Origin of the sequence: Paraburkholderia caffeinilytica (genome assembly GCF_046030355.1) — a bacterium.
Classification (GTDB): Bacteria; Pseudomonadota; Gammaproteobacteria; order Burkholderiales; family Burkholderiaceae; genus Paraburkholderia; species Paraburkholderia caffeinilytica_B.
Window position 1 is genome coordinate 1 of sequence record NZ_JAQQCQ010000017.1, and the last position, 12,626, is coordinate 12,626.

The window sequence follows — 12,626 nt, forward strand, 5'->3', positions numbered from 1 at the left end:
AAGAACTTTCGCTACGCCGTCAACAGGTTTTTCTAACTTTCTGAACCCGCTCACTGCGCGCAAAGCCTTGCCACTGCTGGCTCTCCCGCTTCCCATGCCCCGGCGTCCGGAGCACGAAAGAGCGAGATTCTAGCGAGCCGCACCCACCCTTGCAAGCGTTATTTTGATGCGCATGGACTGCGCCAGAAATGGTGCAAGAATTGAAAACGAGTGGCGCAACAAGCTCAACCGAAACTCAGCCGGAAACCACCTCGTTCAGACGGCCACGCGCTTCTGCATCACCCGCTCGACTACGCTCAAATAATGATCGAGCCCCGGCGTGGCACGATTCTCCTCTTTGGCGCGATCGTCCCATTTGCGCAGACGCAATGCGTCTTCCGCATAAGGCTTCTGCAGAAACGCCTCAGCCTCTTCCTTGCTGAAGATGCCCCCTTGCAATTCCAGGCTCCGCACCGAATCGGCGGAAAGCTGGCCAAAATACGCATCGTCGATTGCGCAAAGGCAGCGCTTGGCGTCGACGTGCAGCCGGATAGGCTCCAACACCGCGTCCGACAATACCGGCCGCAAGAACGGCAGCGCGAAATACTGATGCAAATCGTCGATGCCCCGCTCCGTCGGCGTTTCGCCTTGCAGATTCAGCAGATGGCCGAGGTCGTGCAGAAACGCCGCGGCAACGAGTTCTTCGTCAGCGCCCGCCTCTTCCGCCAAGGCGCCGCTTTGCAACGCATGTTCAAGCTGCGTCACCGGCTCGCCGCTATAGGCAAGGTTGCCGTACTGCTCATATAACGAACGGATGTCGTTCAGACTCAATGCCACGTTCTTACTCCCACGGTAATGAAAAGGTCTTCAGGTTGGTGAAGCTCTTCATCGCTTCCTGAACGCCTTCTTTATAGCCAAGCCCGGAATCCTTGATGCCGCCGAACGGCGTCAGCTCGATCCGGTATCCCGGCACTTCCCACACGTTGACCGTTCCCACGCGCAATTCGTTGATGAGGCGCGTGATCGCGTCCTGCCGGTTCGTGCACACACCGGACGACAATCCGAACGGCGTCCCGTTACTGATACGGACGGCGTCGTCGAGCGTGTCGAAGGTGATGATCGGCGACACCGGGCCGAACGTTTCCTCGCGCACCAGTGTCATTGACGGGTCGACGCCATCCAGCACCGTCGGCGAATAAAGCGCGCCGTCGCGCTGGTTACCGATGCGCAAGCGCGCGCCACTCGCCACCGCCTCGTTCACACGCGCCTCGAATAGCTGCGCGGCGGCGACGTCGATCACGGTGCCCATCTGATTCGACGCGTCGAACGGATCGCCGTAGGTCCATGCACGCGTCTTCTCCACAACCAGATCGGTGAAGTCCGCTGCGATGCTCTTTTGCACCAGCATCCGCTTGACTGCAGTACACCGTTGCCCGGAGTTCTTGTACGAGCCCTGCACGGCGAGTGTCGCCGCGCGTTCGAGATCGGCGTCTTCGAGCACGATCAGCGGATCGTTGCCGCCCAGTTCCAGCACGACGCGCCGGTAAGCCGCCTTCGCCGCAATGTATTTACCAATCGCCACGCCGCCCGTGAACGTCACGAGTTCCGCGAGAGGATGCGTAATCAGTTCATCGGCGATTTCACGCGGATCGCCGGTCAACACCTGCAGCATCGGCGTCGGCAAACCCGCTTCGTAAAGAATGTCCGCCAGATAAAACGCCGACAGTGGCACCTTCTCCGACGGTTTCAGCACCACGCGATTATTGGTTGCAATAGCCGGCGCAATCTTGTGCGCGACCTGGTTCATCGGATGATTGAACGGCGTAATCGCGACGATCACCCCCGCCAGCGGCTCACGCTGCGAAAACACCCGGCGCTTCTTGCCATGCGGCGTGAGATCGCACGAGAAGCTCTGCCCGTCGTCGCGCAGGGCCTCGATCGAGGCGAACTTGAACACATCCGCGACGCGGCCGATCTCGTAGCGCGAATCCTGCTTCGACAAACCCGACTCGAGCGAAATCAGATCCGATGCCTCCTCGGTCCGTTCCCGCAGCAACGCCGCGGCGCGTTCGAGAATCTGCGAGCGCTCGTAGCGTGTGAGCTTCGCCTGATACGCGGCGGCATATTCGAACGCGGCGCGCACGTCGTCGATACTCGCCAACGGGACCGTGCCCACCCGCGTCCCCGTAAAAGGATCGAACACGTCGAGCGTGCGGGGGCGCTTCACGCGCTCGCCTTTGAGCCGCAGTGCTTCCGCACGAAACGCCGGATGGTCCCGCAGCATGGCGTTCATGATGCCGACACGTGATTCAATGCGACGTCGAAGATATCGAAGTTACGCAGCCGTTTATCGGTCGGCAGCCCCTCGACGCGGCGATTGAACAACAACGGCACCTCCTGCTCGGAGATACCACCATGCGAGCGTAACGGCACGGTCAGTCCGGACAGATCGTGCTCATCGCGACGCGTGCCGAGCACCACATGCCGGGTACTCACGACGACGATATCGCCGACGCGGTCGTTCGGCAGTTCGAAGCGCTCGCAAGCAGCGCGATTGTCGAGCACGACTTCAATGCCCTGCAGTCCGCCGATCCGTTCGATCACCTGCATAACGCTCACGTCGTGCGGCAGGTAAATCGTCGCGAACGAACCGAGCGCGCCGTGATGCACGACATAAGGGTCGGTAATCGGCAAGATGACACGGGCGCGGCGAACACCCAGCCAATCGTCCAGCACGTCCTGCAGATAGATCACATTCGGCTCGCCGGTCTTCGGGTCGTGCTTGGCGTTCATGCCGTGGTCGGCAGTCAGGCCGATCACCCAGCCGAGCGCATCGAGCTTCGCGAGATAGCCGTCCATCATCGCGTAGAAAGCATTCGCGCCTTCGGTGCCCGGCGCCCATTTGTGCTGAATGTAATCGGTGGTCGACAGATACATCAGATCGAGCTTGCGGGTTTCAGCAAGCCGCACGCCGGCCGCGAACACAAACTCGGACAACCCCGCGCTATACACATCCGGCACGGGCAAACCGACCAGATCGAGCACTTCGTCGATGCCGTTTTCTTCGCGCGTCACCTGGTCGGCTTTTTCCGCCGAAAAGCAGATGCCCTTCAATTGCCAGCCGAGCAGCCGGCGCAGCTTGTCTTTCGCGGTGACCACGGCAACCGCGGCGCCTGCTTCGGCTGCGGCAGCCAGCAAGGTCCCCGCGCGCAGATAGGCCGGATCGTTCATCATCACTTCCGCGCCTTCACCGCCGTTCGCGTCCGGGTCCCAGAAGTAGTTGCCGCAGATACCGTGCACCGAGGGCGGCACACCGCACACGATCGAAAGATTATTTGGATTGGTGAACGACGGAACCACGCAGTCGCCCTTGAAGGCCGCGCCGCCCTTGAGCATCTTGCCGATGAAAGGCGCGACGCCCGCCGCCACCGCGGCTTCGAGGTAATCGTATTCGCAGCCGTCGACGCACACCACAACCGTGGGTTGCGCAGGCAGCCGGTAACCGCGGCCGTTGACTTCGATCGTACGTTCGCTTGCGTTTGCCATCATTACCTTCCATCCGTTGAGAGCACGCGTGCTCTGGTCAATCCGTTGCAGTCAGTCTCAATCGTTCGCTGCCGCCGACATCTGCACCGTACCCAACGGCCCCGCCGGTTCGCACGCCTCACGCGCACGCTGCAGGCCGCCGTTCACATGCGCATGCATCAACGCCGCGGCATGTTCGGCATCGCGCGAGGCCAGTGCCGTCAGAATCGCGCGATGCTCGGCGAGCGAGCGCTCCATCGCGTCGGCATGCACCACCAGCGCGGCGCGGCGAAACAGACTCAACTCGCCTACCAGCCTTCGATACGTCTCATACAGCTTCTCATTGCCCGACGCCGCCACGATCGCATCGTGAAACGCCACATTGGCGCGCGCGTAGGCATCGTGATCCTGCGCATCGAGCGCGGCGCGCATCGCATCGAGCCACTCGCGCAACACGGCAAGCTTGCGCGCATCGATACGCGACGCCAGCATCCGGCACGCGGCCTCTTCAAGCACCGCCCGCACGGCATAAATCTCGTCCGCCTCCGCCAACGACACCGTCCGCACGAACACGCCGCGGTTTTTCTCGGTGCGCACGAGGCCCGCCTGCTCCAGCGCGCGGAACGCCTCGCGCACCGGCCCGCGCGATACTTGCAGACGCGCGGCCCAGTCGGCTTCATTGAGTTTGTCGCCGGGGGCGAGCGCCCCCTCGATGATGTGCCGTTCGATTTCGTCGCGGACCAGCGTCGTCAGCGAATGCCTGCGCACAACCTCAATCGGATCGACAGAAGCAGTTTGCATATATTCGGTCATTTTGACAAATTTCGCCACATCGATAGCGGGATGGCTTGCGCGCGATCAAGTCACGCAAGCACATCCAGTAGAAGGTGCTCGTCAGTCCGCCCGACGGCGCGGGACACGCGCCGCGATCAGCAGCAGCGCGGCAAGCGAAACCATCAGCAAAATCAGCGACAACGCGGAGGCCGGCAGGTAATAACCACGTTCCACCTGCCCCACCACCACGATCGGCACCGTCGCAAAGCCTGGCGGGTACACGGTGAGCGTGGCGCCCAGTTCGCCGAGCGAGAGCGCGAAACCGAGTGCGAGACTCGCGCGGATCGCCGGCACCAGTTGCGGCAGCACGACGCGGCGTAACACCATCGACGGCGGCGCTCCCAAGCTCGCAGCCGCTTCGCGCAGAATGGTCAATTCCGGACGCAACGCGGCAGCCGCGCAGCGGTAGCAGAACGGCAGCACCAGCGCGAGTTGCACAAACACGACGATGGCCGCCGAGCTCGACAGATCGAGCGGACGCTTGTGGTACGCGATCAGCACGGCCAGCCCGAGCACCACGCTCGGCACGCCGTTCGGCATCATCGCAATGGTGTCCACGAACGCGCCGAGACCCCGCCGGTCGCGGCCTTCGAGCGCCAATGCCAGCCACAGCCCGAGAATCGTGCCGAGCACGGCGACGCCCATGCCGATTTCGAGGCTGGTCGTCAGCGCGTCGAAATCGCTGGAGCCCAGCCGTTCGAACCAGCGCATGCTGAGGCTGTCAGGCAGGATCGTGCCCGACCAGTGCCCGGCCACGCTCGATAGCGCAACCACCAGCACCGGCAGAACGAACAGCCAGAAGCACAGCAACGCAGCAAAGCCGAGCAGCAAACTGCCGAGCATGCGCACCGGCAGACTGCGGCGCACCGGCCGCGCTTTCTTGTGCATGACCGGCAAAACGGTCGGGTCGAGTTCAACGGCCATGGCCCGCTCCTTTCACCTTGCGACGGTTGACTTGCCGGTACAACGCGTACAGCGACAATGACATGATCAACATCACGACCGCGCCGGCGGCGGCGGTCGGCAGATCCAGATCGACGGTCGCTGAACTGTAGATCGCGACCGGCAGCGTGATCAGATGCGCGCTGCCGAGCACGAGCAGAATGCCGAACTCGTTCAACGTCAGCAGGAAACACAGGATCGTGCCCGCGGCGATGCCCGGCCACGCGAGCGGCAGGATCACCTTGAACGCGACCATCCAGCCGCTTGCGCCGAGACTGCGGGCGGCTTCGATCAGACGCATGTCGAGCGTGGCGAACGACGCCAGCGTAGGACGCACGACAAACGGCGCGTAGAAGACCACCTCCGCGAGAATCACCCCGCCCACGCCGAACAGGAAATTGAGCGGCGGCGCCTCGAGATGAAACAGCTGCTGCAAGGCGATGCTGACCGAGCCCTGCGAGCCGTACAGAAAGATCAGCGTGAACGCGACCAGAAACGAAGGGAACGCGACGAACAGTTCGAGGAAACGCGTAACCATGCGCGCGCCGGGAAACGGCTTGAAGAACAACAACGCCGCGAGGCCAATGCCGAGCAGCGAGGCGAGCCCGGCGCTCACGAACAGAATCCACAGCGTCGTGCCGACCACGCCGCGCGTTTCCGGATTACCGAAGAACGCCGAATAGGCCTGCACGCTCAAACCGTGCGGACCGGTGAAACTCAGCAGCACCAGACGCACGAGCGGATAGATCACCAGCGGCCCAAGCACGACCACCGCAAGGAACAGCAGGTGCCATTGCGCCGCGCGTTCGCGCCGCTTCACCGCTGCCGTGTGCGAAGCCGCACTGGCGCTGCGGCGAGCATCGGCGGCCGCCGCGCTCATCGAATCAGAGGTATCAGGGGTTGATAAGGACGACATCGTCAGCCTCATAACGCAGGGAAACACGCGCGCCCTTTTCCGGCATCATGCCGTGGCCGCGCTGCATGGTGACCAGCACGGGCTCGTTAGGCATCGCGTCCAGCACGACCGACACCGACAGCACCGCGCCGTACCATTCGACCGACGCAATCGCGCCATGCAACTGCCCTTCGCCGAGCGGCACGATGCGCAGCGCTTCCGGACGCAGGCAGGCCACCCGCTCGCGCTCGTTGTAGCGCACATCGCCCATGCTGAATGCGACCTGCGGCGGCAGCAGATTGGCCGCACCCAGATAACGCGCGACGAACCCGTCGTTCGGCGTGTCGTACAGCTGTTGCGGCGTGCCGAGTTGCGCGATGCGGCCTTCGCGCATCAGCAGCGTGCGATCGGACAGCACCAGTGCGTCGTCCTGATCGTGCGTCACGCAGACGATCGTCAGATTCGGCAGGCGCTCGTGCAGCGCCTTCAGTTCGGAACGCACCGAGGCGCGCAGATTGGCATCCAGTGCGGAAAGCGGTTCGTCGAGCAACAGCACGTCGGGCTCGATCACGAGCGCACGCGCGAGCGCCACGCGCTGCTGCATGCCGCCCGACAATTGCGCCGGCATGTGATGCCCGGCGTCGCCCAGTTGCACGAGCTTCAACGCGTCGGCAACACGCCGCGCGATATCCTTCGACGGCGTGCCGCGCGCGCGCAGCCCGAAAGCCACGTTATCGAACACCGACAGATGCGGGAACAGCGCATAGCTCTGGAACAGCAAGCCCAGATTGCGCTTATGCGGCGGCACATGCGTCAGGTCGTGACCGGCGACGGTCAAGGTGCCCGACAGTCCGTCCGCTTCGATAAACCCGGCGATGAAGCGCAGCAGCGTGGTCTTGCCGCAACCGCTGCGGCCGAGCACGGTGAGCAATTCGCCGCGCTGAATGGTCAGCGACAGATCGTCGAGCACGGTGCGCGTACCGAAGCGTACCGTCAGATGGTCGATCTGCACGCCGCCCGGCGTGTTCGAACGCGCGGCATCGAGCGCGTCCGGTGAGGCGCCGAGCGCGCCTGGGTGAGCAAGACTGGCCGTATTCACCGGGTTCATCCTCCAACTGGATTAATGCTGATACGGCGCCCCGCAGGAATGCAGGGGGCGCCGCCTGATTCGACTACGAATGCGACGGCTTACTTCGGCTTGACGACTTCGAGCGGCTTGCCCGACGAACCGATCACGTCGCTCTTCCAGCGTGCCGTCCAGTCAGCCTTCTTCGCCATCACTTGCGTCCAGTCCACCGGGATCAGCTTCACGCCCGCGATCGCCTGCTTGACTGCTTCACCGTTCTTGCCGGCGAGCGGCACGTCGGTGCGGCCCGGAATGCCGAAGATGTCCGGCACCTTGGCTTGCACGTCGGTCGACATCAGGTAGTCGATCAGCTTCTTGCCTTCAGCCTGGTTCGGACCGTTCTTGATCAGGCCAATCGCGTACGGCAGCTGGAAGGTGGTCGGCTTGTCGCCGGCGTTGGCTGCAAGGAAAATCGGCTTGAGCGACAGACCGCCGTTGGCCGCATCGTCCAGATCCATCTGCAGGTCGCCGTTGGCGAAGGCGATTTCGTTACGCGAGAGCAGCACGTCGAGGTAGCCGGTGCCCTTGGTGTGGAACTTGGCGCTCTCTTCGAGCTTCTTCAGATAGTCGAATGCCTTGTCTTCACCCATCAGCGACGTGGTCAGGATGATCACGGCCATCCCGTCGCCGGCCGTGGCCGGGTTCGAGTAGGCGACCTTGCCGGTGTAGTCCGGGTGCAGCAGGTCAGCGAAGGTCTTCGGCTGGTTCTTGGTGACGTCCGGGTTGATCGCGAACGAGAAGTAGTTGTTCACGAAAGTCGCCCACGAGCCGTTCGGCGCCTTGGCGATCGCCGGCACGTTCTTGTAGTTGGCGCTCTGATAAGCCTGCAGCAGGCCGGCCTGGTCGGCTTGCTGGATGAACGGCGGCAACGTGACGAGCACGTCGGCCTTCGGCTGATCCTTCTCGATGGTGGCGCGGTTCACCACTTCGCCGCTGCCTGCCGTGACGATGTTGACCTTCACGCCTTCCTTCTTTTCGAAGGCCGGCAGCACATCCTTGTAGAGATTTTCGAGGCCGTCGGCGGTGTACAGCACCACTGCGTCAGCCGCATGGGCCTGCATCGCCGTGCCGCCGAACGCTGCTGCGGCGATCAGCGCCGGCAACAGTTTGCGTGCGAGGCCAGCCGTGGCGTGAAGGGAATTCGTCTTTGTCATGTCGCTCTCTCCGAAAGGCAAAAAACCAGACGGTCGGGATATCCCGATACCTGTTGTGATTGAACGGCGGTAGCGCCGTGCCGCTTGCGTGTTGCCCGCAGCCAGTTGCCGTGCAGTTTCGCCCCACTTCGCGGGGATTGCAGATTGCCGACAACTTTGCCGCTTCCTCTCCAGCCTGACTTACAGCTCACCTACGACACTCGCGCTGCCTGCCATGCCTGAACGGGCACAGCAAGGATTACAGGTTTCCATGACAACGCCGTGACTATTCTGTCTAATTCCAAAAAATGACACAATTCGCCAATAATATCCAAGTCAATCTTTTCGTCACCCTGCCCGGGCGACGGACATTCATCTGACGACGGAGGCTGTGTGATTATTGGAAACGACCCAATCCTGCTGACCCCGGGCCCGTTGAGCACGTCGCCGCAAACCCGTGAGGCGATGCTGCGCGACTGGGGCTCGTGGGACGCCGCGTTCAACCGCATGACCCATAGCGTATGCGCCGACCTCGTGAAAATCGTACATGGCGAAAATGACTATGTATGCGTGCCGCTTCAAGGCAGCGGCACGTTCGCGGTCGAGGCGGCGCTCGGCACGCTGGTGCCGCGTCAAGGCTGCGTGCTGGTTCCGAGCAACGGCGCGTATTGTGCCCGTCTGATCCGGATATTGCAGCGTATGGGAATCGCTTATATCGAACTTGCGCTTCGCGAGGACGAGCCAGTCAGCCCCGCCGCCATCGAAGACGCCCTCAATCTCGACTCGCGTATCACGCATGTCGCGCAAGTCCATCTGGAAACGAGCGCCGGCCTGCTCAATCCGCTCGACGATATCGCCGCGGTGTGTCAGCGGCACGGCAAAAGCCTGATCGTCGACGCCATGAGTTCGTTCGGTGCGCTGCCCATCGATTTGCGGCGCGGCGGCATCGACGCGCTGATCTCGGCCAGCGGCAAATGCCTGGAAGGCGTGCCGGGAATGGGATTCGTGATTGTGCGGCGCAGCGTGCTGGAACGGAGCGAAGGCCGCTCGCCGTCGCTCGCGCTGGATCTGTACGATCAATACGTCTATATGGAGAAGACGACGCAGTGGCGCTTCACGCCGCCGACTCATGTGGTCGCGGCGTTGCGCCGGGCGCTCGACCAGTTCATCGCGGAAGGGGGACAAGCGGCACGCGGCGCACGCTACGCACAGAACTGTGAGGCGTTAGTCAGCGGTATGAAAGCGCTCGGCTTCGAACCGTTTCTGAAACCCGAGGTCCAGGCGCCGGTGATCGTCACCTTCCACGCGCCGCGCGACCCCGCGTGGAATTTTGCGAACTTCTATGCGGCGGTGCGCGAGGCCGGTTACGTGTTGTATCCGGGCAAGCTCACGCAAGTGGAGACATTCCGCGTGGGTTGCATCGGCGCGATCGACGCGAACGAACTGCATAACGCGGTGGCCGCGATCGGCCGTACGCTGAAATGGCTTGGGATTCGTGTGAAGTGATGCGGACGCAGCGGGGCGGCCGGGGCGAGGAGGTATGAGAGGCACGTGGACGTGCGTGCGGGTCCGCGGTGCCTCTGTGCTCTGTGCTTGTGTGCTCCGTGCTCAAGGCCCCGGTGCCCAATTCCTCACGCGATCAGTATTTCCGGCCCATGCGCCGCGATCGCCTTGCCGAGCGTCTTCTCCGGCGCCAGTTCGGTGACCAGATAACGTGCCGATTCGATGCCATTGATGCGCACTGGCGTCACGCGCCCGAACTTCGAATGATCGGCGACCACCACCACCGTGTCGGCGGCGGCGATCATACGGCTGCGCACCTCGGCGGCCATGCGGCTGTAGTCGGTCAGATAGCCGTCCGGCGAGATACCGCCCGCGCCGATGAAGGCGAAGTCCGCGTGGTACTGCGTCAGCTGATGGACCGTGTCGAGACCGAAGGTGGCGTCTTCGATATCCGACAGTTCGCCGCCGAGCAACGTCACGCGGTTATCGTTGCGGCGGCCGAGCAGCAGCGCGATACGCCAGTCGTTCGTATAGACCGACAGGCGGTGCCGGTCGAGCAGCGCCCGGGCCACCGCTTGCGTGGTGCTGCCCGAATCGATGATCAGCGAGGCGCCGTCCGGAACGAACTCGGCCGCGCGTTCGCCGATCGCCCGCTTGGCGCCGGCGTTGGCGGCTTCGCGCGTATCGAGGTCGGGCTCGCGGCGATCGCTGGACAGCGCGCCGCCGTGAGTCGTGACCAGCAGACCGCGTCCGGCCAGCGCATTCAGATCCCGTCGGATCGTCTCGCGCGACACGTTCAGTTCGCGCACCAGCTCCGCGACCGAGAGCGCGCCGGTTTTGGCGACTTGCGCCAGGATGTATTGGTGACGTTGTTCTGCGAGCATCGATTGGAGGCCGGGAACCGGCACACTTGGGTTTCGCCACGTTTGGAGAAGGCCGGCGTATTGTATTACGCGTGGCGCAGGGATGCTCCTCTTGCTGCGCTTACCTGCTAATCTGAACGCCCTGGCCGCGCGCCGATGTCTGTCGATGCCTGTCGATGCCGCGTAGTCCGTCAACCGAACTGCCGATGCCGCCACTGTTTCGCCGTTTACTGCTGCTGTTCCACGCGTTGCGTTATGGCGCACGCCTGATCTGGCTCGCCGCCCCCTCCGACCACAAACTGCACTGGATGATCGAGCTGGCCGGACGCCTGCACGCGTCCGGGCGCAGCGTTGAAAGCCTGCACGGGGTGCTGCCCGCGCTCGGACCGCTCGCGAGCCGCTTCGCGCAGACCGTGGTCGAACGGCCCGAACTCGCGACCGGCACCTTGCACGATGCCATTGACGCGATCGATCATCTCGAAGCCCCGCTGCCGCCGCAGGAATCCGAACAGGCTTTGGCCCATGCATTCGGCCGGCCGCTCGCCACGATCTTCAGCACGGTCGATCTGGTGCCGGTGCGCGGCGGCTTTGCCGAACAGACGCACTTCGCGCGGCTCATCGTGCCGGTCAACGGCCATCGCGAAGTGGCCATCAAGCTGGTGCGCGCCGATCTGTTGCAACAGATCGGCGACGAACTCGCGCTTTTGCGCTGGGTCGCCCGCTGGCTGGAGAAGCTTTCCAGCTCGGCCCGCCGCCTGCAACTGCGTACGCTCGCGCAAACCTTCACTGACGACATCCTGCGCCGCTTCGATCTACGCGCCGAAGCCGCCAATCTGAGCCAGACCGGCCATCATTTCGACGGCGACCGGCGCATCGTCGTGCCGGACGTGATCTGGGACCTCTGCACCGACCACACGCTGACGATGCAACGCGTCAGCACCCTGGCCGCCAGCGACCTGCCCGGCCTGCATGCGCATCACGTCAAGCTTGCGCCGCTGGCCGCGCATATCGTCGAGGTGGTGACTGAACAGGCGTTCGAACACGGCTTCTTTCACGCGACGCTCGACGCGCGCCGGGTGCGCGTGAGCATCGAACCGGACACGCTGGGACGCCTCGTGCTGGCGGAGTTCTCGATCATGTCGAGTCTGTCGACCGGCGAGCGTGAATTTTTCGTGCACGGCGCGACCGCGCTGTTCGAGCAGGACTACGGCCGGCTCGCCGAATTGCATCGCGACGCCGGGCATGTGTCGAACGACACACGCAAGGAGATGCTCGAAGCCGAGTTGCGCACGCGCGCCGAAGCGCACTTCGCCGCCGCGCCGGAAGACCGCTCGGCGGGTTCGCTCTTTCATCACCTGCTGCACGCGGTGCATCCGTTCGACGGCGCCGTGTCCGGGCGTCTCGCCAACGCGCAGCGCTCGTTCCAGCAGGCGGAAATGCTGGCGCGTGCGCTGCATCCGGGGGTCGATACGTGGAATGTCACGCGCGGCGTGCTGGCGGGCATAGCGCGGCGCGACATGGACCACCGCGGCTGGATCAAGCGCATCTCGCGCGAGCTGCCGCATCTGGCGCATATGCTGCCGCGCGTGCCGCAACTGGCCGTGCGCTATCTGCAGCATGAACACGATCGCGCCCGCACGCCGCAGCAGAATGCACAACTGATGCTGGATATCAGCCGTGAATATCGGCGTACGCGTGTACTGCTGTGGGCATGCGCGGTGTGCGGCGGAGTGCTCGGCGCGGGAACCGTGCTGCTGATGTGGTAATGCCGTGGATCCGGTAATGCTGCGGATACGCCCTTGCGGCGAATGCGGTGACACCGGTGT

Annotated in this window: 11 protein-coding genes; 2 read left to right on the top strand and 9 right to left on the bottom strand. The window is 63.6% G+C overall.

Annotation, left to right across the window (positions count from 1 at the left end):
* Positions 1 to 255: 255 nt before the first annotated feature.
* The 8 genes from PQQ95_RS23685 to phnS form a co-directional block, all read right to left on the bottom strand.
* Positions 256 to 816, bottom strand: a complete 561-nt coding sequence (locus tag PQQ95_RS23685) for a phosphonate degradation HD-domain oxygenase (RefSeq protein WP_408441379.1) — start codon at positions 814 to 816, stop codon at positions 256 to 258.
* Between the two features lie 4 nt (positions 817 to 820).
* A complete protein-coding gene (gene phnY, locus PQQ95_RS23690) occupies positions 821 to 2,272 on the bottom strand; it encodes a phosphonoacetaldehyde dehydrogenase (RefSeq protein ID WP_408441382.1) in 1,452 nt (483 codons plus the stop codon).
* Positions 2,269 to 3,525 (bottom strand): phosphonoacetate hydrolase, encoded by a 1,257-nt coding sequence (gene phnA / locus PQQ95_RS23695; RefSeq protein WP_408441763.1) that lies wholly within the window; start codon positions 3,523 to 3,525, stop codon positions 2,269 to 2,271. Before phnA ends, phnY begins: the two co-directional genes overlap by 4 nt.
* 57 nt (positions 3,526 to 3,582) lie before the next feature.
* Complete coding sequence (locus PQQ95_RS23700; protein ID WP_408441385.1) at positions 3,583 to 4,317, bottom strand: phosphonate utilization associated transcriptional regulator; 735 nt, start codon at positions 4,315 to 4,317, stop codon at positions 3,583 to 3,585.
* Positions 4,318 to 4,398: 81 nt separating this feature from the next.
* On the bottom strand, positions 4,399 to 5,262 hold the full coding sequence (phnV, locus tag PQQ95_RS23705) for a 2-aminoethylphosphonate ABC transport system, membrane component PhnV (protein WP_408441388.1): 864 nt from the start codon (positions 5,260 to 5,262) through the stop codon (positions 4,399 to 4,401).
* The gene (locus PQQ95_RS23710; protein ID WP_408441390.1) at positions 5,252 to 6,196 is read right to left on the bottom strand and encodes a 2-aminoethylphosphonate ABC transporter permease subunit; all 945 of its coding nucleotides are present in this window, start codon (positions 6,194 to 6,196) and stop codon (positions 5,252 to 5,254) included. The genes phnV and PQQ95_RS23710 overlap by 11 nt, the downstream gene beginning before the upstream one ends.
* Positions 6,174 to 7,274: a 2-aminoethylphosphonate ABC transport system ATP-binding subunit PhnT gene (phnT, locus tag PQQ95_RS23715; protein WP_408441392.1), complete on the bottom strand. Its 1,101-nt coding sequence runs from the start codon at positions 7,272 to 7,274 to the stop codon at positions 6,174 to 6,176. The genes PQQ95_RS23710 and phnT overlap by 23 nt, the downstream gene beginning before the upstream one ends.
* Positions 7,275 to 7,363: 89 nt before the next feature.
* Positions 7,364 to 8,455: a 2-aminoethylphosphonate ABC transporter substrate-binding protein gene (phnS, locus tag PQQ95_RS23720; RefSeq protein WP_408441394.1), complete on the bottom strand. Its 1,092-nt coding sequence runs from the start codon at positions 8,453 to 8,455 to the stop codon at positions 7,364 to 7,366.
* Positions 8,456 to 8,827: 372 nt separating this feature from the next.
* Here phnS and PQQ95_RS23725 point away from each other — a divergent pair, with 372 nt between their 5' ends.
* A complete protein-coding gene (locus tag PQQ95_RS23725; RefSeq protein ID WP_408441397.1) occupies positions 8,828 to 9,940 on the top strand; it encodes a 2-aminoethylphosphonate--pyruvate transaminase in 1,113 nt (370 codons plus the stop codon).
* 125 nt (positions 9,941 to 10,065) lie between these two features.
* Here the strand turns inward: PQQ95_RS23725 and PQQ95_RS23730 are convergent, their stop codons facing one another.
* A complete protein-coding gene (locus PQQ95_RS23730) occupies positions 10,066 to 10,821 on the bottom strand; it encodes a DeoR/GlpR family DNA-binding transcription regulator (RefSeq protein WP_408441400.1) in 756 nt (251 codons plus the stop codon).
* A gap of 185 nt (positions 10,822 to 11,006) precedes the next feature.
* Between PQQ95_RS23730 and PQQ95_RS23735 the strand changes: the two genes are divergently transcribed.
* Complete coding sequence (locus PQQ95_RS23735) at positions 11,007 to 12,566, top strand: ABC1 kinase family protein (RefSeq protein WP_408441402.1); 1,560 nt, start codon at positions 11,007 to 11,009, stop codon at positions 12,564 to 12,566.
* The last annotated feature ends 60 nt before the right edge of the window (positions 12,567 to 12,626 follow it).

Excerpts from the sequence above, each read along its gene's own strand:
- phnY (WP_408441382.1), bottom strand. The coding sequence starts at position 2,272 with ATGAACGCCATGCTGCGGGACCATCCGGCGTTTCGTGCGGAAGCACTG.
- phnA (WP_408441763.1), bottom strand. The coding sequence starts at position 3,525 with ATGGCAAACGCAAGCGAACGTACGATCGAAGTCAACGGCCGCGGTTAC.
- PQQ95_RS23700 (WP_408441385.1), bottom strand. The coding sequence starts at position 4,317 with ATGACCGAATATATGCAAACTGCTTCTGTCGATCCGATTGAGGTTGTG.
- phnV (WP_408441388.1), bottom strand. The coding sequence starts at position 5,262 with ATGGCCGTTGAACTCGACCCGACCGTTTTGCCGGTCATGCACAAGAAA.
- PQQ95_RS23710 (WP_408441390.1), bottom strand. The coding sequence starts at position 6,196 with ATGTCGTCCTTATCAACCCCTGATACCTCTGATTCGATGAGCGCGGCG.
- phnS (WP_408441394.1), bottom strand. The coding sequence starts at position 8,455 with ATGACAAAGACGAATTCCCTTCACGCCACGGCTGGCCTCGCACGCAAA.
- PQQ95_RS23730 (WP_408441400.1), bottom strand. The coding sequence starts at position 10,821 with ATGCTCGCAGAACAACGTCACCAATACATCCTGGCGCAAGTCGCCAAA.
- PQQ95_RS23735 (WP_408441402.1), top strand. The coding sequence starts at position 11,007 with ATGCCGCCACTGTTTCGCCGTTTACTGCTGCTGTTCCACGCGTTGCGT.